The 21288-nt window shown below is 66.3% G+C and carries 19 protein-coding genes; 10 read left to right on the plus strand and 9 right to left on the minus strand.

Annotated elements, in window-relative coordinates; translation table 11 throughout:
* Window positions 1-6: 6 nt before the first annotated feature.
* Entirely contained in the window at window positions 7-1173 is a 1167-nt protein-coding gene (locus N6H05_RS05640; RefSeq protein WP_284113039.1) for an acyl-CoA dehydrogenase family protein, read from the minus strand.
* 164 nt (window positions 1174-1337) lie between these two features.
* On the opposite strand from N6H05_RS05640, the gene N6H05_RS05645 reads away from it, so the two are divergent.
* The 3 genes from N6H05_RS05645 (at window position 1338) to N6H05_RS05655 (ending at window position 4927) form a co-directional block, all read left to right on the plus strand.
* Window positions 1338-2501: a CaiB/BaiF CoA transferase family protein gene (locus N6H05_RS05645; RefSeq protein WP_284114176.1), complete on the plus strand. Its 1164-nt coding sequence runs from the start codon at window positions 1338-1340 to the stop codon at window positions 2499-2501.
* 103 nt (window positions 2502-2604) lie between these two features.
* Window positions 2605-3987, plus strand: coding sequence for an aromatic ring-hydroxylating oxygenase subunit alpha (locus tag N6H05_RS05650; RefSeq protein WP_284114177.1), 1383 nt, complete (start codon window positions 2605-2607; stop codon window positions 3985-3987).
* A gap of 19 nt (window positions 3988-4006) precedes the next feature.
* The gene (locus tag N6H05_RS05655; protein WP_284113040.1) at window positions 4007-4927 is read left to right on the plus strand and encodes a TIGR03619 family F420-dependent LLM class oxidoreductase; all 921 of its coding nucleotides are present in this window, start codon (window positions 4007-4009) and stop codon (window positions 4925-4927) included.
* Here the strand turns inward: N6H05_RS05655 and N6H05_RS05660 are convergent.
* Window positions 4924-5838: an acyl-CoA dehydrogenase family protein gene (locus N6H05_RS05660; protein ID WP_284113041.1), complete on the minus strand. Its 915-nt coding sequence runs from the start codon at window positions 5836-5838 to the stop codon at window positions 4924-4926. The two genes, N6H05_RS05655 and N6H05_RS05660, sit on opposite strands and share 4 nt — an antisense overlap.
* Window positions 5838-6983, minus strand: a complete 1146-nt coding sequence (locus N6H05_RS05665) for an acyl-CoA dehydrogenase family protein (RefSeq protein ID WP_284113042.1) — start codon at window positions 6981-6983, stop codon at window positions 5838-5840. Before N6H05_RS05665 ends, N6H05_RS05660 begins: the two co-directional genes overlap by 1 nt.
* Before the next feature lie 140 nt (window positions 6984-7123).
* Here N6H05_RS05665 and N6H05_RS05670 point away from each other — a divergent pair, with 140 nt between their 5' ends.
* From N6H05_RS05670 to N6H05_RS05685, 4 genes are all read left to right on the plus strand, one after another.
* Window positions 7124-7438, plus strand: coding sequence for a Rieske (2Fe-2S) protein (locus tag N6H05_RS05670; protein WP_284113043.1), 315 nt, complete (start codon window positions 7124-7126; stop codon window positions 7436-7438).
* Between the two features lie 90 nt (window positions 7439-7528).
* The gene (locus N6H05_RS05675; RefSeq protein ID WP_349666212.1) at window positions 7529-8737 is read left to right on the plus strand and encodes an acyl-CoA dehydrogenase family protein; all 1209 of its coding nucleotides are present in this window, start codon (window positions 7529-7531) and stop codon (window positions 8735-8737) included.
* Window positions 8734-9714 carry an acyl-CoA dehydrogenase family protein gene (locus N6H05_RS05680; RefSeq protein WP_284113045.1) on the plus strand — a complete coding sequence of 327 codons (981 nt, stop codon included), beginning with the start codon at window positions 8734-8736 and terminating at the stop codon, window positions 9712-9714. The genes N6H05_RS05675 and N6H05_RS05680 overlap by 4 nt, the downstream gene beginning before the upstream one ends.
* 24 nt (window positions 9715-9738) lie before the next feature.
* Window positions 9739-11871 carry a hypothetical protein gene (locus N6H05_RS05685; protein WP_284113046.1) on the plus strand — a complete coding sequence of 711 codons (2133 nt, stop codon included), beginning with the start codon at window positions 9739-9741 and terminating at the stop codon, window positions 11869-11871.
* A gap of 21 nt (window positions 11872-11892) precedes the next feature.
* On the opposite strand, the gene N6H05_RS05690 is transcribed toward N6H05_RS05685, so the two are convergent.
* Window positions 11893-12693: an enoyl-CoA hydratase/isomerase family protein gene (locus N6H05_RS05690; RefSeq protein ID WP_284113047.1), complete on the minus strand. Its 801-nt coding sequence runs from the start codon at window positions 12691-12693 to the stop codon at window positions 11893-11895.
* 134 nt (window positions 12694-12827) lie between these two features.
* On the opposite strand from N6H05_RS05690, the gene N6H05_RS05695 reads away from it, so the two are divergent.
* Complete coding sequence (locus N6H05_RS05695; RefSeq protein WP_284113048.1) at window positions 12828-14516, plus strand: FAD-dependent oxidoreductase; 1689 nt, start codon at window positions 12828-12830, stop codon at window positions 14514-14516.
* A gap of 130 nt (window positions 14517-14646) precedes the next feature.
* Here the strand turns inward: N6H05_RS05695 and N6H05_RS05700 are convergent, their stop codons facing one another.
* Both N6H05_RS05700 and N6H05_RS05705 read right to left on the minus strand, forming a co-directional pair.
* The gene (locus N6H05_RS05700) at window positions 14647-14946 is read right to left on the minus strand and encodes a hypothetical protein (protein WP_284113049.1); all 300 of its coding nucleotides are present in this window, start codon (window positions 14944-14946) and stop codon (window positions 14647-14649) included.
* A 16-nt stretch (window positions 14947-14962) separates the two neighbouring features.
* On the minus strand, window positions 14963-15970 hold the full coding sequence (locus tag N6H05_RS05705) for a zinc-dependent alcohol dehydrogenase family protein (protein WP_284113050.1): 1008 nt from the start codon (window positions 15968-15970) through the stop codon (window positions 14963-14965).
* A gap of 204 nt (window positions 15971-16174) precedes the next feature.
* Here N6H05_RS05705 and N6H05_RS05710 point away from each other — a divergent pair, with 204 nt between their 5' ends.
* Window positions 16175-17170 carry a thiamine pyrophosphate-dependent dehydrogenase E1 component subunit alpha gene (locus N6H05_RS05710; RefSeq protein WP_026108932.1) on the plus strand — a complete coding sequence of 332 codons (996 nt, stop codon included), beginning with the start codon at window positions 16175-16177 and terminating at the stop codon, window positions 17168-17170.
* Window positions 17167-18153 carry an alpha-ketoacid dehydrogenase subunit beta gene (locus N6H05_RS05715; protein WP_284113051.1) on the plus strand — a complete coding sequence of 329 codons (987 nt, stop codon included), beginning with the start codon at window positions 17167-17169 and terminating at the stop codon, window positions 18151-18153. Before N6H05_RS05710 ends, N6H05_RS05715 begins: the two co-directional genes overlap by 4 nt.
* 73 nt (window positions 18154-18226) lie before the next feature.
* Here the strand turns inward: N6H05_RS05715 and N6H05_RS05720 are convergent, their stop codons facing one another.
* The 3 genes from N6H05_RS05720 to N6H05_RS05730 all read right to left on the minus strand — a co-directional run bounded on the left by N6H05_RS05720 (window position 18227) and on the right by N6H05_RS05730 (window position 21250).
* On the minus strand, window positions 18227-19942 hold the full coding sequence (locus tag N6H05_RS05720; RefSeq protein ID WP_278392606.1) for a flotillin family protein: 1716 nt from the start codon (window positions 19940-19942) through the stop codon (window positions 18227-18229).
* Between the two features lie 9 nt (window positions 19943-19951).
* On the minus strand, window positions 19952-20551 hold the full coding sequence (locus tag N6H05_RS05725; RefSeq protein WP_284113052.1) for an OB-fold-containig protein: 600 nt from the start codon (window positions 20549-20551) through the stop codon (window positions 19952-19954).
* A gap of 78 nt (window positions 20552-20629) precedes the next feature.
* Complete coding sequence (locus tag N6H05_RS05730) at window positions 20630-21250, minus strand: hypothetical protein (RefSeq protein ID WP_284113053.1); 621 nt, start codon at window positions 21248-21250, stop codon at window positions 20630-20632.
* Window positions 21251-21288: the final 38 nt, after the last annotated feature.

Raw genomic sequence — 21288 nt, forward strand, 5'->3', positions numbered from 1 at the left:
TTCGCCTCAATAGGATTTGGGCAATTCCAGCACCTTTTCGGCGATGAAATTGAGGATCATGTGGGGGCTGACCGGGGCCGTGCGCGGGATCAGCACTTCGCGCAGCAGTCGTTCGACATGATATTCCTGGGCATAGCCCATGCCGCCCAGGGTCAGCATCGCGGTATGGCAGGCCTCGAACGCGGATTCGGCGGCGAGATATTTGCCGCTGTTGGCTTCCACGCCGCAATCCTCGCCCTTGTCGAACAAAGTGGCGGCCTTCATCACCATCAGGTTGGCCGCCTCCAGCTGCATCCAGCATTTGGCGAGCGGATGCTGGATGCCCTGATTCATGCCGATCGGCCGGTCGAAGACGATGCGTTCGCGGGCATAGCGGGCGGCGCGCTGGATCGCGTTGCGGCCGATGCCGATCGCTTCGGCGCCGAGCAATATGCGTTCCGGGTTCAGCCCCTTGAGGATGATCCTGAAGCCCTGACCTTCCTCGCCGATCCGATCCTCCTCGGGGATGAAGAGGTCGTTGATGAACAGCATGTTGGAGCCGACCGCGTGGCGGCCCATCTTGGGGATCAACTGATGCTCGATCTTGCTGCGATCCAGTTTCGTGAAGAAGAGCGACAGGCCCTGCGTCTTGTTCTTCACTTCATCGAGCGGGGTGGTGCGGGCGAGCAGCATCATCCGGTCGGCGACATGGGCGTTGGTGATCCAGATCTTCTCGCCATTGACGCGGTAGCCGCCCTCGACCCGTTCTGCGCGGGTCTTGAGCTTGGTCGTGTCGAGCCCGGTATTGGGCTCGGTCACGGCAAAGCACATCTTCTCCGCGCCCGAGATGATCGGCGGGATCATGCGCTGCTGCTGCTCCGCCGTGCCGAACAGAGCGATCGGCTCCAGGCTGAAGACCGGCCCGTGGATGCTGGACGCGGCGGTCATGCCGCCGCCGGCCTCCGCCACCGCCTGCACCATGATCGCAGCCTCGGTAATGCCCAGGCCCGCGCCGCCGGTGGCTTCGGGCATGGCGATGCCCAGCCAGCCGGCATCGGCCATCGCCCGGTGGAAATCGAACGGAAAGACGGCATCCTTGTCCCGTTCCAGCCAATAATCGTCGGGGAACAGGGCACAGAGCTGGAACACCGCGTCGCGGATGTTCCTCTGGTCTTCGGTCAGGGCAAAATCCACGTCTCTGGGGGCCTTCTGCTGGCGTCTGGATGATCGCCTGCGGGTATCATCCGGCCTCCCGCGCGCACAATCGGGCGGCCCTACATATCGGTGGGGCGAAGGGGTTGCGCGTGGATTTCGCCGCGCCCTTGGCCTAGCCCCAAGGCAGTTATGGGGAGAGGATGATGGACGCGACGCACATGCCTAAAGGGCCATTGGCCGGGATCCGCGTGGTGGACCTGACGGCGATGGTGTTCGGCCCCTATGCGACCCAGATCATGGCCGACATGGGCGCCGACGTGATCAAGATCGAGCCGCCGGCCGGCGATGCGACGCGCTACATCAATGCCGGGCCGACGCCCGAGCTGGGCGGCGTCTTCACCAACGTCAATCGCGGCAAGCGCAGCCTGGTGCTGGACCTGCGGCAGGAGGGCGACAAGGCGACGCTGCGCGCGCTGATCGCCACCGCCGACGTCTTCATCCATTCGATGCGCGGCAAGGCGATCGCCAAGCTGGGCTTCGACTATCAGGCGGTGAAGGCGATCAGGCCCGACATCGTCTACACCAATTGCTATGGCTATAGCCGGCGCGGGCCGGACGGCGACAAGCCCGCCTATGACGACACGATCCAGGCCGAATGCGGCATTCCGCACCTGCAGCAACTGATGACCGGCAAGCCCGATTTCATGGCGACGATCATCGCCGACAAGGTGGCGGGCCTCACTGGCCTCTATGCGACGATGATGGCGCTGTTCCACCGCGAGCGCACCGGCGAGGGGCAGGAGGTGGAAGTCTCCATGTTCGAGACCATGGCGTCCTTCATGCTGACCGAACATGCGAGCGGCATGCTGTTTGATCCGCCGCTGGGGCCGGCCCATTATCACCGCGTCGTCGCCCGCAACCGCAAGCCCTATGCGACCAAGGACGGCCATGTCGCCGCGCTGGTCTATAATGACAAGCATTGGAACGCCTTCGTCGCGGCGGTGAACCCGCCCTGGGCGACCGACGAGTTCGACACGCTGGCCAAGCGCGCGAAGCAGATCGACCGGGTCTATGGCCTGCTGGGCGAGACCTTTGCCGAGCGGACGACGCAGGAGTGGCTGGAGCTGCTGGAGGCGCTGCATATCCCCGCCGCGCCGCTGCGCACTACCGACGAACTGTTCGACAATGCGCATCTCAACGCCATCGGCTTTTTCGAGACGGTCGAGACGCCGCAGGGGCCGGTGCGCTTCCCCGGCGTGCCGACCTGGTTCTCGCAGACGCCGGGCCGGGTCGCGGGCGGCGCGCCGGAACTGGGCGCGCACAGCCGCGAAGTGCTGGACGAACTGGGGGTGGCGGTCCATCGGTAGGGCGATGGGTTGGGGCGCTGCCTTGGCGCTCCCCAGCCCAGCCTTTACCACTTCATCCAAGCAAGAAATCTGGGTGAGGCATGGCATGGTTGAGGCTGCTGAAATGACGCGCGCGGGCTTCCCGCTGGAAATCAGCGATCCCGAGCGCATTCCCACGGCACGCTATTATGACGCGGATTTCTATCGCCGCGAATGCGAGGAACTGTGGCCCCATGTCTGGCAGATGGCCTGCCGCGTGGAGCAGGTGCCGGAGGTCGGCGACTGGATCGAATATAACAACCTGGGCAAGTCCGTCATCATCGTGCGGACCAAGGACGGGATCAGCGCCTATCATAATGCCTGCCGCCATCGCGGCGTGCCGCTGACCGAGGGCAGCCATGGCAATTGCAAGGGCAAGGGCTTCATCTGTCCCTTCCATGGCTGGCGCTGGAATATCGAGGGCAAGAATACATTCGTCTATGGCCGGCACATGTTCAGTGAGCATCAGCTGGACGAGCAGGATCTGGCCCTGCGCCCGTGCCGCACCGAGATCGAGATGGGCTGCGTCTTCATCAATTTCGATGATGAGGCGCCGTCACTGCGTGAACAGCTCGGCCCGCTCGCGGTGGGGCTCGACGCCTATAATGCCGACAAGATGCGCGCCGAATGGTGTTTCGGCACGGTGCTGCCGGCCAATTGGAAGGTCGCGATGGAAGCCTTCATGGAAGGCTATCATGTCATGCGCACCCACCCGCAACTGCAGCAGAAGGTGCCGATCCTCTACAACATGATGTACGGCATGGACACGGGCGGGATCGGCGTGCCGATCAATCCCAACCGGTCGATGAAGGAGAATATCGAGGACCAGGTCGAGCATATGCAGCTGCTGAGCGACGGCATGGCGGGCATGTGCCATGCCAAGGATGTCGCCGTCGCCCGCACCCTGATCGATGTGGACCTGCCCGAAGACCCGCAACAGGCGATCATGCACTGGTTCGGCATGGTCAATCATTGCGTGACCCAGGCCGGGCAGGCGCGCGGCGAACCCACGCCCGATCTCAACAAGCTGGCGGTGGAAACCCCGGTCAAGTCGGTGGAATTCATCTTCCCCAACTATTTCCTGCTGCCCTTCCTATCCAGCATGGCAGCCTATCGCATCCGCCCGCTCGGCCCGGAAAGCTGCATGTTCGAACTCTGGTCGCTGACCCATTTCCCCGAAGGACAGGAGCCGCCGGTGGTGATGGAACCGGTGATGCTGCCCTATGACAGCGACCAGTTCCCGATGATCCCGCGCCAGGATTATTCCAACATCCCGCTGCAGCAGAAGGGGCTGCATGCAGAGGGCTTCGACTTCATGCGCCTGTCCAAGGTGATCGAAGGGCTGATCAGCAATTATCAGCGGATCATCGACGGCTATATCCGGCATGAACCCATGGATAAGCTGAGCGCGGCGACACAGAAGCTGGCCGGCAATTTCGACGGGCCGGTGCTCGACCTGGGCTTCTGAGCCGGCGGGAGGCGGGGTCATGAAATTCGCCTTCGGCATGCCGCGGCTGATCGAGCTGAAGGCGACGATGCAGCCCTGGGAATTGTCGGTCACGGGCGCGGACCAGACGCGGCTGGCCAGGCTGGCCGATGATCTGGGTTACGACATGATCAGCGTGCCGGAACATTTTCTGATTCCGCGCGCCCATGTCGACCTGTCGGGACCGCATCATTTCCATGCCTATGCGGCGATGGGCTATTATGCCGGGGCGACCCGTCGCATCCGCATCAACAGCTCGATCGCGATCCTGCCGCTGCAGCATCCCGCGATCACCGCCAAGGCGCTGTCGACGATCGACTGGCTATCGGACGGCCGGGCTATGGTGACCTTCGGCGCAGGCTGGCTGGAGCAGGAGTTCGACCTGCTCGGCGTCCCCTTCCACCAGCGCGGGCGGATGTGCGACGAATATCTGGCCGCGATCGTCGAGCTGTGGACCAGCGACGATCCGCAGTTCGAGGGCGAGTTCGTGTCCTTCCGCGATGTCGCCTTTGCGCCGCGTCCGGTGCAGCAGCCGCATCTGCCGATCTGGATGGGCGGGGAAGCCGACGCCGTGCTCAGGCGCGCCGCGCGCCATGCCAGCGGCTGGTGGCCCTATCTGACCAAGCCCGAGGATATCCCGGCGAAGATCGACTTCATCAAGTCGCAGCCCGGCTATGACGGCCGTCCGTTCGACGTGATGTATGGCTTTGCCACCAGCCGGGTCGGCGAGGGCCATGCCGTGGTCGATGATCCGCGCGCCCGGCCGGGCATGACCGCGCCAGAGATCATCGACCGGCTCGGCTGGTTCGGGACGCTGGGCGTCACCATGAGTTCGGTGCCGATCCCGGCGGTGCGCAGCATCAGCGAATATGAGGATTATGCCCGCTGGGTGATCGAGGAGATCAAGCCCAAGCTGGCCTAACCCCAGAGCGCGTCGGCGGCGTCCAGCGCCTGGCGGCCGCGTCCACCCAGATCGCCGATCAGCGCCTTGAGCCGATAGGTCCACAGATGCAGCGGATGCTCCAGCGTCATGCCCATGGCGCCGAGGAACTGGTGAAAGTCGTAGACGCAGCTGCGCGCCGATTCCTGCGCGTGCAGCGCCGCCAGCGCCGCGTCGCCGGCATCGAGCGTGGCGGCCGCCTTCATCGCCAGCCAATAGAGGCCGTTGGCGCGCACCTGCGCCTCGGCCAGGCGATGGCGCAGCGCCTGGAAGGTGGCGAGCGGGCGGCCGAATTGCTGGCGATCGGTGACATAGGTGGCGGTGCTGTCGAGCGCCGCAGCGAGCAGGCCCGCAGCCTCCGCCGCCAGCGCGACGCGCCAGCGGGTGCGGATGTCGTCGGCCGACACATCATGATCGGTCAGGTCTTCCGGCTGGGCGATCAGGCTGCCCATTGGATAGGCGTAGAGGGCTTCCGGTTCGGCTTGGACATGCTCGGGGCCGGCGATGAAGTTGCGCACGCGGTCCGGCCCGACCAGCAGCACCGTCGCGCCGGGCGCAAGGAAGCGGACCGGGCGATGCATCTTGCCTTCTTCCATCAGGCAGAGCGGGCGTGGCGTCGTATCGCCGAGCAGCGGGCGGATGAGGGCGCTGGCGGCTGCTTCCACCGTCTGGGGCAGGCGCGCCAATCGCTCGACCACCAGGGCGGCGCTGATCGCGCCCAGATCGGGATCGAAGCCGATGTCGAGGAAGCCGCCCTCTGCCAGGTCACGGTCGAGCGCGTCACTGGTAAGGGCAAAGCCCGCCTCATGCAGCGTCGCGCCGGCATAGGGCCGGGTCAGCGTGTCGATCGCATCGAGGATCGCGATCTGGTCGTCGGTCAGGGACAGGTCCATCAGCGCGGCTCCCGCGGCAGTTTGAGCACATCGGTGGCGATGATGTTGAGCTGGATTTCCGCCGCGCCGGCGGCGATGCCCGCGACGATGCCGCGCTGATGGTGCATTTTGAGATAGGGATGGGCGTCGGCCAGCGCCTGCGGCAGATATTCGACGATGAATTCGCACACGCGCCGTTCGGCCATCACCGTGGCGAAGCGGGCGGAGCTGGATTCGGCACCGATCGCCTCGCCCCGGCAGCGGCGGTCGACGATCGCATAGCTGGCCATCCGCGCCGCTTCGCACAGGGCGGCGGCATGGGCCGCCTCGATCCGCACCGCTTCGCCGGCAAATTCATCCTGGGCCTGCAATAGCGCCACTGCCCGGTCGAGCGCGGCGCGGGCGAGGGCATAGCGGGGAATGCCGAGCCGCTCATTGGTCAGCGAATAGCCGATAATTTCCCAGGCCTGGCCTTCCTCGCCCAGCCGCGCCTCCACCGGCACGACGACATCGTCGAAGAAGACTTCGTGAATATCGCCTTCGCCGATCAGCGAGGGGATTTGCCGCACGGTGATGCCGGGCGTGTCCATCGGCACCAGCAGGATGGAAATGCCCTTCTTGCGATCGTCGCTGGTGCGGCAGACCAGGAAACAGGTGTCGGCCAGGCCCGCATAGCTGGTCCATATCTTCTGCCCTGACACGCGATAGACGTCGCCGTCGCGGATCGCGCGGGTGCGCAGCGAGGCGAGGTCGGAGCCGGAACCGGGTTCGGAAAAGCCCTGGCACCAGAGTGCGCGGCCGCCGGTGATGGCGGGCAGATAGCGCGCCTTCTGCGCCTCCGAGCCGTAGCGGATCAGCGTCGGTCCCACCCAGTTGACGTTCATATATTGGCCGCCGCGTGGTTCGCCCGCGATCCACATTTCCTCGGCCAATATGGTCTGGTGCCAGGGATCGAGCCCCTGGCCGCCAATCTCCTTGCTCCAATGCGGGGTCAGCAGGCCTTCGTCGGCCAGGCGCCCGCAGAAAGTGCGGGCATAGTCGGTCAGCGCCGGGGAGGCCGGGCCATGTTGCGAGAAACGCTCCCAATCCTCCGGCAGCGTCGCGGCAAGAAAATCGCGCAACCGCTGGCGAAAAGCCTCTTCATCCTGCGTCCATTCAAAATCCATCGGTCCACGCATCCCCTGCCGAACAGGGATGCGATACTTAAGAGCAGCGCGGCGCGACAGGGCAACGGGCAAGAGAACGCCCCGGTGATGGGCGTGGGCCGGGCCTTGCCGCGCTCCACCGGCTTGGGCAGCTTTCGGGCATGAGCGAGCGCGATTTCAAAATGGCAGCCCCCCTGGAAGCGGTGCCGCTGGGCAAGACCAGGGCCGTCACCCTCAACGGCCAGACTATCCTGCTGTGCAACAGCGACGGGCAGATCCACGCCATTGCCGCGCTCTGCTCCCATGCCGACGAACCGCTTGCCTGCGGTCGCATTCGCCTGGGCTGGATCGCCTGCCCGGCCCATGGCGCCCGGTTCGACCTGGAGACCGGCGCGCCGCTGACCGGCCCGGCGAGCGAACCGATCGCCACCTATCCCGTCCGCATCGTCGACGACATGATAGAGGTGGCGATCTAGCGCCATCGCCTTGGGGATATCGCCGGCCGCCATCTTGCGAGGGAGGGCGCAATTGGGCCTAGCGTCGGGCATGAGAGGAACCGGAACGGGATGGAGGGGCAGGCTTTGACCGACGCGCTCGACGGGCTGCGGCAGGAAGTGCGCCAGTGGCTGGCCGACAATGCGCCGCAGGGCTGGCGCGAGCGCAGCAGCAGCGAGGCCGCTTTCCTGAAAATCCAGCGCGACTGGTTCGCCAAGCTGGTCGAGGGCGGCTATGCCGTGCCGCACTGGCCCGCCCAATGGCCCGGCGGCGGCCGTTCGCTTGCCGAACAGAAGATCCTTTATGAGGAACTGGCCCGCGCCGATACGCCGCGGCTGCTATTATCCTTCATGTCGACCTATCATGCCGCCTGCACCCTGTTCGAATGGGCGAGCGAGGAGCAGCAGGCGCTGCTGATCCCGCGCATCCTGGCCGGCGAAATCTGGTGCCAGGGCTTTTCCGAACCCAATGCCGGATCGGACCTCGCCAATGTCCGTACCCGCGCCGAGCGGGTCGGCGACCATTATGTCGTCAACGGGCAGAAGCTCTGGTCGACCATGGGCCAGTTTGCCGACAAATGCCTGCTGCTGGTGCGCACCAGCAATGACGGGCCGAAACAGGCCGGCCTCACCTATCTGCTGCTCGACCTCAAGGCGCCGGGCGTTACCGCGCGGCCGATCCATCAGATTCACGGTGACGAGGAATTTGCCGAGCTGTTCCTCGACAATGTCGAGATTCCCGTCAGCGACCGGTTAGGCGAAGAGGGGCAGGGCTGGGCGGTGGCGCAATCCACCCTCTCGTCCGAACGTGGCCTGACCTTGCTGGAACTGAGCGCCCGGCTGCGTGGCGCCTTGTGGCGGCTCGCCGACCTGATCCGCGCGCAGGGCCGGCAGGACGATCAGGGCATAGCGCGCGACTTCGGCCGGTTGAGCGCAAAGGTGGACGCCACCTGCGCCGTCGCCGACCAGTTCCTCGCCAACCGCATCGCCGGGATCGAGCGGGTCGGCGACGCGTCGATCGTCAAGCTGTCCTATTCGCGCACGCTGCGGGAGTTCACGGCGCTTGGGATTCGGCTGGGTGGCATCGACGCGCAATATCACAGCCCGATCACCTTTGGCGGCGGCATGGAGACCGGCAACTGGATGGCCGATTTCATGAATAGCTATGCCTGGACCATCGCCGGCGGCAGCGACGAGGTGCAACGCAACATCATCGCCGAACGGCTGGTGGGCATGCCGCGCGAACCGAAAAGCTGGACCTTGAAGGAGGGCGCGGCATGACCATGACCCGCGCGGAAGTGCAGGATGCGGCCGACAAGGCGTTCGGCCAGAGCGATCTGGCCCCGGATGCGGCGCAGAGCTGGGCGCTGATCGCCGAGATGGGCTGGCTGATGATGGGCGTGCCGGAGGAACTGGGCGGCCTGGGCCTCGGCCGCGAGGCGGCGGGCGTCATCCATCAGGGCATGGGCAAGGCATTGGTGCCCGGCCCCGTGCTGGCGCAGATGCTGACGATCGAGGCGCTGGCGGCGGCCGATGATCTGGCCGAGCGCGACGTGCTGATCGCTGACGCCATGGCCGGCGAGGTGATGACCGCGTCGCTGGCGGGTGGGCTGGATGGCGCTGAGCGCCTGACCTGCGTGCCCGATGCCGATACCGCCAGCCATATTTTGCACGTCACGGCCGATCGGGTGGCGCTGGTGCCGGCCGAGCAGGTTGCCGTCACCTATCGTGCCGGATGGGACAAGAGCCGTCGCCTGTTCGATGTCGTCCTTGAAGGCCCCGGCCTCACATTGGCGCAGGGCGATGCCGCCCGCGCGCTGGCCGATCGGATCGAGGCGCTGCGCCTCTTCTGCCTGGCGGGCGACAGCCTGGGCGGCGCGGAGGCGGCGCTGGCGATGACCGTCGCCTATCTGGAAACGCGGCAGCAGTTCGACCGGCCGCTGGCGCTGTTCCAGGCGCTCAAGCATCGCGTCGCCGACATGCGCACCCAGTTGAGCGCGGCCGACGCGCTGTTCTGGAGCCGGGCGCAGCAGGCCGAGACCGATATCACCGCACTGGGCGCGCTCAAGGCGCTGGCCTGCGCCGTCTATCGGCTGGTCGCGGAAGAGGCGATCCAGCTCCATGGCGGCATTGGCCTCACCATGGAGCATCCCTGTCACCTGTTCCTGAAGCGCGCGATGCTTAATTGCGCGCTCGGCGGCGACGCGGATCATTGGGACGAACGGACTGGCAGGGCGGTGCTGGAGGCAGCAGCCTGAACCGGCAAAAAGGGAGAGGAAGCGATGCGTCGATCGATTGCAATGGGCATGACAGCCCTGTCAGCGCTACTGATGGCCGGCATGGCGGGGGCGCAGCAGGGCGGCGCGCCTACGACCCCGGCAAGCGCCGCCGAAGACCCGCTCTTCATCCAGCCCTATATCGATATCGACGAATGGCGCGATGCACCGGTGCGGCACCGCTATGTCCATGGCGGGTTCAAGGGGACGGAAACCCGCTTCTCCTTCTATTTCCCCGAAAAGAAACAGTATCAGGGCCGCTTCTTCCAGCACATCACCCCGGTGCCTGATGACGAAAATCTGGCGCAGAAGCTGATCGATGGCGAGGAAAATTATATCGGCTTCTCGATCGCGTCGGGCGGCTATTATGTCGAGACCAATGGCGGCGGCCGCGACCAGGTGGGCATGCCGGGCAAGCCCAATGACTTCACCATCGCCGCCTATCGCGCCAATGCCGCATCGGCCCGCTATTCGCGCGTCGTCGCGCAGCAGATGTACGGCGGCAAGCGCCCCTATGGCTATGCCTTTGGCGGCAGCGGCGGCGGCTTCCGCACGGTCGGGTCGATCGAGAATACGACCGGCGTATGGGACGGCGTCGTCCCCTATGTGCTCGGATCGCCGATGGCACCGCCCAACATGTTCTCCGTGCGGATGCGGGCGATGCGGGTGCTCAATGACAAGTTCCCGCAGATACTGGACGCGGTCGAGCCGGGCGGCTCGGGTGATCCCTATGCCGGGCTGACGCCGCAACAGGCATCGGTGTTGCGCGAAGTGACGGCGATGGGGTTCCCGACGCCGAGCTGGTTCGGCTGGAAGACGATGGGCATCCACGGCTTTGCTGCCCTTTATGGCGGGATGGTGATGGCCGATGCCGGCTATTTCACCGATTTCTGGACCAAGCCGGGCTATCTCGGCCATGACGACCCGAAGAGTTTCGACGGCTATCGGCTGCAGCATGACGCGACCATCGCTGCACCGATCAGCGCGGCGCAGGCGGCCGAACTGAAGCTCGATACCCGCATCACCGATGGCGCCGCCAATGTCGACAATGCCTTTGCCGCGCTGCAGGGCCGGGCGGCGCAGCGCATCGTCGCCTTCCGCCTGTCTAGCTCGCCGCCCAAGACCTATTTCGTCGGCGGCGACCTGATCGTCGGGTCGGGCGCGGCACAGGGCAAGCGGCTGACGATCAACCGCATCGCTGGCGATGTCGTGATCCTGGGCGTGGTGGACGATGCCGTGGTCGACCTGCTGAAGGCTGGCGACAAGGTGCGGGTCGACAACAGCAATTTCCTGGCCGCCGAAACCTATCACTGGCATCAGGTGCCGCCGGCTAATGCCGGCTATCCGGTATGGGACCAGTTTCGCGGGGCCGATGGCAAGCCGCTCTATCCCCAGCGGCCCTTCCTGCTCGGCCCGCTCTTCACCGCCGCGACCACCGGCAAGCCGATGGGCCAGCCGCCGATGACCGGCCAGTTTCAGGGCAAGATGATCCTGGTCGAAAATCTCTGGGATCGCGAAGCCATGCCCTGGCAGGGCGACTGGTATCGCCAGCGGGTGATCGCTGCGCAGGGCGCGGGCGCCGACCAGAATTTCCGCATCTGGTTCACCGACCATGCGCTGCACGGCGACAGCAGCCATCAGGAAGACCCGACCCGTACGGTCAGCTATCTGGGCGTGCTGGAACAGGCGCTGCGCGACCTCTCCGCCTGGGTGGAAAAGGGCGTGGCTCCGCCCGCCAACACCGCCTATCGCATCGATAATGGCCAGGTGATCGTGCCGGCCGATGCGGCGGCACGGGGCGGCATCCAGCCGATCGCGAGCGTCACCGCCAATGGCGGTGCGAAAGCCGTCGTGAAGCCGGGCACGGCCGTCACCTTCCGCGCGACCATCAGCGTGCCGCCGGGCACCGGCCGGATCGTGTCTGCGGAATGGGATTTCGACGGCAGCGGCGCCTTTGCCGAAAAGGCGAAGCTGCCCGGCGGTTCGGGTAGCAGCCTGACGCTGACGACGCGCCACAGCTTCGCTGCGCCCGGCACCTATTTCCCCGCGCTGCGCATCGCGTCGGAGCGCAAGGGCGACGCCGCCACCCCCTATGCCCGCATCCAGAATCTGGGTCGGGTGCGTGTGGTGGTGGAGTAGCGAAGGGGCGCCCCGGCGCCTCTATCGCCCTGTAAACTTCGGTGTCCGCTTCTCTTTCAGCGCAGCGATGCCTTCACGGTGGTCGGCGGTGCGGACGCTGAGCGATTCATAGGCGATGCCGGCTTCCATCACGGTGCCGGCGATCCGCTTCAATTCCATGTTGGTCAATATCTTGGTCCAGCGGATCGCATTGGGCGCCCCGGCCAGCAGCTTGGCGCAGAAGGCATCGACCGCCCCGTCCAGCTCGTCGGCCGGCAGGCAATGGTTGATGAGGCCGATCTCCGCCGCCCTGGCCGCACTCAGCAATTCGCCGGTCAGCAGATATTCCTTCGCCTTGGCAAGGCCGATCCGCTGTGCCCAGATGACCGCGCCGCCATCGCCGGCGACCAGGCCGATGCCGACATGCGGGTCTCCGATCTTCGCCCCCTCGGCGGCGAAGATGATGTCGCACAGCAAGGCGATCGACGCGCCCAGGCCGACGGCATGGCCGTTCATCCGGCACACCACCGGCTTTTCGATGTCGAGCAGGGCGGACACGATCCGCTTCGCCTGCCGCGCCTCATGATCGAACAGATGCGGATTGGCGGCATTATGCTCCATATGGGCGATGTCGCCACCGGCCGAAAAGGCACGGCCCGCGCCGGTCAGCAGCACGACGTCCGAGCCATTGTCGCGCCCGGCAAAGGCCAGTGCCTCGGGCAATTCGTCGTGCAGGTCGAGATTGACCGCATTCAGCGCGTCCGGCCGGTTGAGCGTCATCACCAACAGCCGCCCCCGCCGCTCCAGCAGGATGGTGCGATAATCGGGCAGGTCATGGCTCATGCGTCTCTCCTTGCGGCCTGCTCTAGCATGGCGCCGCGCGGCGCGAACGTCGCCGTGGCGATGAGCGTGGCTCCGCCCTCCCCATCATCGCCCCGGCACGATAGCCCGGACGCACAGAAAAGGGAGAGCGGCGCATGGACGGGTTCGACGAGATATTCGACTGGGTGGTCGTGGGCAGCGGCGCCGGGTCGATGAGTTCGGCGCTGGTCATGCGCCAGGCCGGCAAGTCGGTCGTCATCCTGGAAAAGACCGACAAGATCGGCGGCACCACCGCCAAGTCGGGCGGCGTCATGTGGATTCCCGCCAACCGCTTCATGGCAGCCGATGGCGAGGCGGACAGTGCCGAAGCGGCGATGACCTATCTCGACGCGCTGCAGGCGCTCGATGGCCATCCGGCCCCCGGCACATCGCGCGAGAAGCGCCTCGCCTATGTGACGCAGGCGCCGCGCGCGGTCGATTTCCTGGTGGATCAGGGGGTCGCGCTGCAACGCGGTTCGACCTTCTGGCCCGATTATTATGATGAGCAGCCCGGCGGCTGCAAGACGTCGCGCACCGTGGTGGCGCGGCCCTTCAACCGCAAGGAACTGGGCGACTGGGCCGATCGGCTGCGCCAGGGCTTTGCGGAGTTCAACGTCACGCTGGTCGAGGGGATGGAGGCGCAGGGCCATCGCCGCACCAACAAGGCGTCGGGCAAGCTGATGGCGAAGATCGCGCTGCGCACCATTCGCGACAAGCTGCTGGGCCGCAAATATACCACCGCCGGGGCCGCGCTGCAGGGACGGATGCTGAAAGCCGTGCTGGCTGCCGGCGCCGATGTCCGCACCGATACGCCGGTAGGCGAGATCATCGTGCAGGAGGGCATCGCCACCGGCGTCGTCACGGTGAAGGACGGCAAGCCCTGGCGGATCGGCGCGCGGCTCGGCGTGCTGGTCAATGCCGGCGGCTTTGCCCGCAATCAGGCGATGCGCGACCGCTACATGCCCGGCACTCGCGCCGAATGGTCGCAGACGCCCGAGGGCGACACCGGCGAGATGCAGCAGGAACTGGAGCGGATCGGCGGCCGGCTGGCGCAGATGGACCAGATGGTCGGCTATCAGCTGACCCCCGCGCCCGGTTGGGACCAGGGCTATGTCGCGCCCGGTGCCCAATCGATGACCGGCAAGCCGCACGCCATATTGGTCGATCAGGGCGGCACCCGCTTCATGAATGAAGGGGGCAGCTACGAGCTGTATTGCGAGACGATGGTCCGGCGGAACGCCGTGGTGCCGGCGGTGCCGAGCTGGGCGATCCTGGACCGTCAATATGTCGAACTTTATGCCGTCGCCGGTCGCTTCATCGACAAGGCGATTCCCGAAGGCTGGGTGGAAAGCGGCTATCTGCACAGCGCCGACACGATCGAGGGGCTGGCGGCCAGCATCGGCGCCGATCCCGCCACCCTGGCCGCGACGGTGGCGCGCTGGAACGGCTTCGTCGCGGCCGGCAAGGATGGCGACTTTGATCGCGGCGCGCGCGCCTATGACAATTGCGGCTTCGTCGGCGATCCCTTTTCCGCGGAACGCTCCATGGGGTCGATCGAGAAGGGGCCTTTCTACGCCGTGCCGGTCGTGCCGGGCGATGTCAGCACCTATGGCGGCGTCGTCACCGATGAACGCGGGCGGGTGGTCGATGGCGCGGGCGCGCCGATTCCCGGCCTCTATGCCACCGGCGTCACCACCGCGTCGGTGATGGGCAATGTCTATGTCGCGGCGGGCGCCAGCATCGGGCCGTCGATGGTGTTCGGCTATATCGCCGCGCGCCATGCGGCGGGGCTGGACAATCAGTAACGAAGGAAGGGAATAGCCCCGGAAAACCATTGCCCCCGACGCGGGGGGGGTGCGCCGGGGGCCTGGTAAGATGTCTCGGCCTGAGGGGGCTGGCCGGGACCATTCAGAGATAGGAAGCCGCCCGCCGCTTTCAACCCGCGTCGGGCGGAGTATTTTCATCCTGCGCATCGAACCGGGCCGGACGCGAGAGCAGGAAGGGCAGGCTGGGCGAGGCGATCTTGGTCTGGCCGCCATCGGCGTGGATCAGGGTCACGCGACCGACCCCCGGCGAGGCCACGACCGCGACCACCGTATCGACCCATTGGTGCAGCACTGCGCGCGAATGGGCGAGTTCGTCGCCGCCGGTCCGGGCATCGCCCTCCGCTTCCAGCTCGGCCTCCAGTTGCAGCACGCGCTCGGCCGCCTCGCGCGCCTTTTCATTCTTGTCCATGCGTCCGTTCCAGCATCTAGAGGAGGTTGATTCCGATCTTGCCGAAGAATTGGCCGCTTTCCAGATGGCGGCAGGCATCGGCCAGACGGGAGAGGTCATAGACCGCATCGACCACCGGTCGGATGCGATGTTGCGCGCAAAAGGCCAGCATCGCCTCATGCTCGGCGCGGTTGCCGACCGAGATGCGGGCGACCGGATGGCCGCCGACATCGGCCAGGTGCCAGCTGAACTCGGACCCCAGCATGCCGATCGCGGCGATCACCCCGCCGGGGTTGAGCAGCGATGCGGCGGTTTCGACTTGGCTGGCACCGACCACATCGACGACGATGTCGACACCGCGTCCGCCCAGCGCCTGGCGGATCGCCGCCGGCCAGTCGGGATCGGACCGATAATTGACGCTGATGTCGGCACCCAGTGCGCGGGCGCGCGCCAGCTTCGCGTCGGAGGAGGAGGTGATGGCAACATGGGCGCCAGCCGCCTTGGCCAATTGCAATGCCGCGATCGAGACGCCGCCCGTGCCCTGGCACAAGATCCATTCGCCCCGCTGGATCGGGCGGGGCAGGAACAGCGCGTTCCAGGCGGTGAGGCCGGCGCAGGTCAAAGTCGCCGCCTCCAGATCGCCGAGCGTGTCCGGCACGATGCACAGGCTCTCGGCCGGGAAAGCCGCATATTGGCGGGCGACGCCGTCGGTGCTGCCGCCCAGCATCGCCATGCTCGGCTGTCGCCCCTCCAGCCAGCCCAGCGCGAAGATCGGATTGACCCGGTCGCCCGGCTTCACATGCGATACGCCCTCGCCGACCGCGACCACCTCGCCGGTGGCGCAGGACAGGGGGACATAGTCGGGTTCCTTGGCGAGCCCCGCCATCATGCCGCGGGCGATGATCAGGTCGCGGAAATTGAGCGTCGCCGCCTTGAGCCGAACCAGCGCCTCGCCCGGCCCCGCAACCGGGATCGGCACGCTGTGGATCGCGATCCCCTCAATCCCTTCGCCGCCCCTGGCGACGGCGGTCAGCATGTTCGTCATCGCGCGCTCTCCCTGCTGCCAGCTTGGGCCGATCGGACCACATTGCAAGCATCGCCGGCCGTATATCGGTGGAGCGAAATCGCTCGGAAAACTGGCGCATTTCGGCGCCTTTTCGGGCGCTGGGCCACATATCGCCGGGGCGAGTTGACCCCCGATGCCGGACGGCCAATGCAGGGGTCACATTCCATAGCCATCGAGGAACCCATGGCAGAGTTGAGCAACGCCCCGGCGCCGAGCCAGGAAGCGCTGGTGGATATCTACCGCCGCATGATCCGGATCGAGCGCAACGACGACGCGATCCGCAAGACCATCCGCCTGGGGCGGCTGGTCATGCCCTATTATTCGGCGCGCGGGCAGGAAGTGATCCCCGCGACCATCTCGTCGCTGCTGACCGATGACGACAAGATCTGCACCATCTATCGCGGCATCCACGACATGGTGGCCAAGGACATGCCGCTGCGTCCGCTTTGGGCGGAAATTGCCGGCCGCGTCGATGGCACCTGCAAGGGCAAGGGCGGGCCGATGCATCTCACCCATCCCGAAACCGGGGTGATGGTGACGACCGGCATCGTCGGCTCCTCCATGCCGATCGCCAACGGCCTCGCCTGGGCGGCGAAACTCGATGGGTCGAAGCGGGTGACGATCGCCTATTTCGGCGACGGCGCATCGAATATCGGCGCCTTTCACGAGGCGCTGAACCTGGCGTCGGTGTGGAAGCTGCCGGTGATCTTCGTGTGCCAGAATAACGGCTTTGCCGAACATACGCGCTACGAGAATGGCACCTCGGTCGACTTCATCGCCAAGCGCGCGATCGGCTACGGCATGCCCGGCCATACGGTCGACGGCAATGATCCGCTCGCCATGTATGCCGCCGCGCATGAAGCGATCACCCGCGCCCGCGAAGGCGAGGGACCGACCCTGCTGGAGTGCAAGACCTTCCGTTTCCTCGGCCATGTGCTGGGCGACGACGACAAATATATGACCAAGGAGGAAAAGGCCGCGGCGATCGCCAAGGATCCGCTGCCCGCCTTCAAGGCATGGCTGGTGGCACAGGGCCATGCGACCGAGGATCAGCTGGCCGAGATGCAGGCGAAGATCGAGGCCGAGGTCGAGGATGCCCAGGAATTCGGGCTGGCCAGCCCGCTGCCGTCGGTCGACGAACTGCGCCGCGATGTGTTTGCCCAGGAGATGCCCGCATGACGGCCAAGAAGATGAACTCGCTCCAGGCCGTCAATTCGGCGCTCGCCCAGGCGATGGCGGAGGATGATAAGGTGCTGGTGCTGGGCGAGGATGTCGCCGACCGTGAAGGCGGCGGCGTCACCGGCGCGACCGCTGGCCTGTCGACCCGCTTCGGCGACGATCGCGTCAAGTCGACGCCGATCTCGGAACAGGCGATCATCGGCGCGGCGATCGGCGCGGCGCTGGCCGGCTACAAGCCGGTGGCGGAGATCATGCTGATGAACTTCACCACCGTCGCCATGGACATGATCTTCAACCATGCCGCCAAGCTGCGCTTCATGTCGGGCGGGCAGAGCACGGTGCCGATCACCATCCGCACCCTGACCGGCGCGGGCTGGCAGACGGCAGGCCAGCATGCCGACCATCTGGAAGGCTGGTTCGCCCATACCGCCGGCATCAAGGTGGTCGCGCCCTCGACCCCGGCCGATTACAAGGGGCTGCTGCTCTCCTGCATCCAGGATGCCGATCCCTGCATCTTCATCGAATCCGCCGGCAGCCTGTTCATTCCGGGCGAGGTGGACGAGGTCGCGACGCCGATCCCGCTGGGCAAGGCGCGGATCGTGCAGGAAGGCACCGACATCACCATCGTCTCCTGGTCGTCGCAGGTGCTGCGCTGCCAGGCCGCGCTGCCGGCGCTGGCGGAGGCGGGCATTTCGGTCGAACTGGTCGATCTGCGCACCGTATCGCCCTGGGATCGCGAAGCGGTGCTGGCTTCGGTCGCCAAGACCGGCCGCGCGCTGGTGGTGCATGAAGCGGTGCGCGATTTCGGCCCCGGCGGGGAGATCGCCTCGACCATCGCCGAGGAACTGTTCGGCCAGTTGAAGGCCCCGGTCCGCCGCCTGGGCGCGCCCAAGTCGCCGGTGCCCTTCGCCAAGGTGCTGGAGGATGCCTATATCGTCTCGCCCGAGCGCGTGGCCGACGCGGTCAAGGCGCTGATGGCCTGATCGGCCCGATCAGGGGAGAACTAAAAAGGGGCCGGAGCGGCGATCGCTCCGGCCCCTTTTTCATGCCAGCCGATCAGTCCTGGGGCTGGTCCTTTTTCGGCAGGATCTTCTCGACGATGACGGGCGCCACCGGAGCGGGATCGACCGCGCTCTTGACCAGGCTGTCGAGGCTGGAGCCGTCGAGGCCCAGTTCCTTCATCAGCCCGTCGATCACTGGTGCCTGGGCGCGGTAGCGCAGCGCGGCGGAAACCGCGGCGCTGGCGAGATTCTGGTCGCCACCGGCGCTTACCAGGCCGTCCGCGCCTGCACCGCCGCCCTGGCCGGTAAGGCCGTCGACCTGCACGATCTTGATCGAGTCGATCGATTCCATCGGCTTGGCCGCCTCGCGCACCAGGTCGGGCAACACCTTGAGCAAGGCCAACTTGGTCTGCAGCGACATCTGGTCGGAGGACAGCAGGTTTGCGGCTTCGTTGACCGCCCGCTGGCCGGCGGCTTCCACCTCGAAGCGGACGCGATCGGCCTCGGCGCGCAGCTTGGCTGCTTCGGCCTCGCCTTCGGCCGCAACCCGCAGCGCTTCGGCGCGGTCGGCGGCGGCCTGTTTCTCGGCTTCCGCCTCGACCCGGATCTGGATGGCGGCGCGCTCCGCCTCGCGCGCGGCGTCGATCAGTTCGATCCGCTTGGTGCGTTCGGCGATCTCGGTCGCGCGGGATGTCTGGACCTGTTCCTCGGCGGCAACCGCCTTGGCGCGGGCCTCGTCGGCTTCGGCCTTGGCCTGGCTTTCCTCGCGGCTCTTGTTCTGGACTGCGATCTGCTGCTCCTGCCGTGCCAGTTCGAGCGCCTGGGCCTGGGCGATCTTGGCCTGTTGCACGGCGCGGTCGGCCTCGATCTGCTGGCTGTCGACCAGCTTCTTCGCCTCGATCCGGGCCTGGTCGGCTTCCTGGCTGCGCAGCGACTGTTCGCGGGCGACCTCGGCGATTTGTGCGGCGCGGCGCATCTCGACCTCACGCTCCTGCTCCAGCCGGGCAAATTCGGCGTCGCGGGCGATCAGCAAGGACTGGCGCTCAGCCTCCAGATTCTTGGTTTCGATCTGGACGCGGGTTTCCTGCTCGATGTCGTTGCGCGACTTCTTGCGCAGTTCGATCTGTTCGGTGAGCTTGGTCAGACCCTCGGCATCGAAGGCATTATTGGCGTTGAAATGTTCGATCGACGTCTGGTCGAGGCCGGTGAGCGAAACGCTCTCCAGTTCAAGGCCATTCATCGCAAGGTCGACCGAGGAGACCTGCTGCACCTTCTGCACAAAGTCGCCGCGCTGTTCGTGCAGCTGATTCATCGTCATGCCGGCCGCGACCGAGCGCAATGCGTCGACGAACTTGCCCTCGACCAGTTCCTTCAGGGCTTCGGGATTCATGGTGCGCATGCCCAGCGTCTGGGCGGCGGTGGCGATCGACTGGGCGTCGGGCTTCACGCGGACATAGAATTCCGCCTTCACGTCGATGCGCAGGCGATCGAGCGTGATCAGCGCGTCGCTATTCTTGCGCTCGACCGCCAGGCGGACGGTGTTCATGTTGACCGGCATGGTTTCATGGAAGATCGGCAGCACCAGCGCGCCGCCGTTCATCACCACCTTTTCCCCGCCGAAGCCGGTGCGGACGAAGCCGATTTCCTTCGAGGCGCGCTTGTAGAGGCGGGCGATGACGATGCCCAGCACGATCAGGACGAGCAGGCCGCTGCCGGCGATCATCGCATAGGGCAGGATGGAGAAGCTCTCCTGCACGGCGGGAAGATTCATGACTCTCTCCTAGAGACGGGGCAGATAATGGTCGCCATGCGAGATGGCGCGGAACAGATGTTCTTCGCGGCGCACGAGCAGGATGGTCTCGCCTTCCTCCAGCACCTGGCCGTCATTGTCGGGTTCGACCATGACATAATGGGCCTGGCCATGATGATCCTCGACCCGCGCGCGAGCGGGGGAGCCGCGGGTCGCGCGGCCGGTGACGATACGGGCGCGACTGCCGACCAGATGATCGAGCGGAATGGCGGTGCTGTGGTCGCGGGGCAGCAGTGGCGCGAGCAGGCGGGCGGCAAGACCAGTGGCGGGCAGGGCGGCGGCGCCGGCGGCCGGAACCGCAATCCAGGGCGACAGCATCGCGCCCAGAAGGTCATGCGCCGCCTGCTGGCCGAGCAGGCCGATGACGGCGAAGCAGGTCAGGAATAAGGCGATCAGCGCGAGTAGTGGCAGGCGACCAAAGCCCAGCCAGCCGAGCAGGTCGGCATCCGCATCCAGATCGAGATCGGCGTCGCCGGCCAGGCCCAGCGCCTGGACGCCACCGATCAGCAGCATCAGCAGCAGGGCCGACACGAAGACGATATTTTCCGGCGCGAGAAGAAAGCCTGCCACCCATAACCCCCTGATTCGGAGGCGATGCTATCCGACGAAATGACGCCGGGACAGGATAAAGCGACGCGCCGTCTTAGGTCAGTGCATCGCCACGTCGCGGCTGAGATAGACCTCTGCCACGCGTCCGTCCTTCATCGCGCAGGTGAAGCGGCGGGTGGTGCCTTCGGTGGCGCGATAGCTGGCGCGGGTTTCGACCTCGCCATCGATATTATAGCCGTCGGCGGTCGCGCGCGGCTCGTCGATGTGGCGGATTTCGGCATAGCCGGCCTGCCCCTGCGCCTCGTCCCGCGCGGCGAGGGCGCAGGCATCGGTCAACTGGTCATTGCTCTGGTTGGCGGCGGCGACGTCGGAAAAATCATCCGCGCGCGCGGGCGGTCCCGCGTCGCCGGCATCGGCGCCATAGTCGGTGCCGCCGGTCGGGGGCGGGGCGTCATTGTCGGCATAGGGGCGGTTGTCGGTATCGGCGCCACGTGCGTCCTTGCGGTCCTTGGAGACGGAATTGGCGACGACCACGGCGGCGCCCAGCAGCGCGGCGATGCCGACCGCGTCGCCAAAGCCGAAGCCATTGCCGCGATCATGGCGGTGATGCCAGTAGCGATCGTCATAGCGGGGCCGGGCCTGTGCCGGGGCGACGCTGCCCAACAGCAGCCCTGCGCCCACCAGCGCACCCGTCATCCACCGCGTCCTGTTCCCGATCATCTGCCTGTCTCCTGCGATGGAAAGAGCCATAGCCGCGT

Origin of the sequence: Sphingobium sp. WTD-1, assembly GCF_030128825.1 — a bacterium.
Taxonomy (GTDB): Bacteria; Pseudomonadota; Alphaproteobacteria; order Sphingomonadales; family Sphingomonadaceae; genus Sphingobium.

Excerpts from the sequence above, each read along its gene's own strand:
- N6H05_RS05645 (WP_284114176.1), top strand. The coding sequence starts at position 1,338 with ATGGACGCGACGCACATGCCTAAAGGGCCATTGGCCGGGATCCGCGTG.
- N6H05_RS05650 (WP_284114177.1), top strand. The coding sequence starts at position 2,605 with ATGACGCGCGCGGGCTTCCCGCTGGAAATCAGCGATCCCGAGCGCATT.
- N6H05_RS05655 (WP_284113040.1), top strand. The coding sequence starts at position 4,007 with ATGAAATTCGCCTTCGGCATGCCGCGGCTGATCGAGCTGAAGGCGACG.
- N6H05_RS05660 (WP_284113041.1), bottom strand. The coding sequence starts at position 5,838 with ATGGACCTGTCCCTGACCGACGACCAGATCGCGATCCTCGATGCGATC.
- N6H05_RS05665 (WP_284113042.1), bottom strand. The coding sequence starts at position 6,983 with ATGGATTTTGAATGGACGCAGGATGAAGAGGCTTTTCGCCAGCGGTTG.
- N6H05_RS05670 (WP_284113043.1), top strand. The coding sequence starts at position 7,124 with ATGAGCGAGCGCGATTTCAAAATGGCAGCCCCCCTGGAAGCGGTGCCG.
- N6H05_RS05675 (WP_349666212.1), top strand. The coding sequence starts at position 7,529 with ATGGAGGGGCAGGCTTTGACCGACGCGCTCGACGGGCTGCGGCAGGAA.
- N6H05_RS05680 (WP_284113045.1), top strand. The coding sequence starts at position 8,734 with ATGACCATGACCCGCGCGGAAGTGCAGGATGCGGCCGACAAGGCGTTC.
- N6H05_RS05685 (WP_284113046.1), top strand. The coding sequence starts at position 9,739 with ATGCGTCGATCGATTGCAATGGGCATGACAGCCCTGTCAGCGCTACTG.
- N6H05_RS05690 (WP_284113047.1), bottom strand. The coding sequence starts at position 12,693 with ATGAGCCATGACCTGCCCGATTATCGCACCATCCTGCTGGAGCGGCGG.
- N6H05_RS05695 (WP_284113048.1), top strand. The coding sequence starts at position 12,828 with ATGGACGGGTTCGACGAGATATTCGACTGGGTGGTCGTGGGCAGCGGC.
- N6H05_RS05700 (WP_284113049.1), bottom strand. The coding sequence starts at position 14,946 with ATGGACAAGAATGAAAAGGCGCGCGAGGCGGCCGAGCGCGTGCTGCAA.
- N6H05_RS05705 (WP_284113050.1), bottom strand. The coding sequence starts at position 15,970 with ATGACGAACATGCTGACCGCCGTCGCCAGGGGCGGCGAAGGGATTGAG.
- N6H05_RS05710 (WP_026108932.1), top strand. The coding sequence starts at position 16,175 with ATGGCAGAGTTGAGCAACGCCCCGGCGCCGAGCCAGGAAGCGCTGGTG.
- N6H05_RS05715 (WP_284113051.1), top strand. The coding sequence starts at position 17,167 with ATGACGGCCAAGAAGATGAACTCGCTCCAGGCCGTCAATTCGGCGCTC.
- N6H05_RS05720 (WP_278392606.1), bottom strand. The coding sequence starts at position 19,942 with ATGAATCTTCCCGCCGTGCAGGAGAGCTTCTCCATCCTGCCCTATGCG.
- N6H05_RS05730 (WP_284113053.1), bottom strand. The coding sequence starts at position 21,250 with ATGATCGGGAACAGGACGCGGTGGATGACGGGTGCGCTGGTGGGCGCA.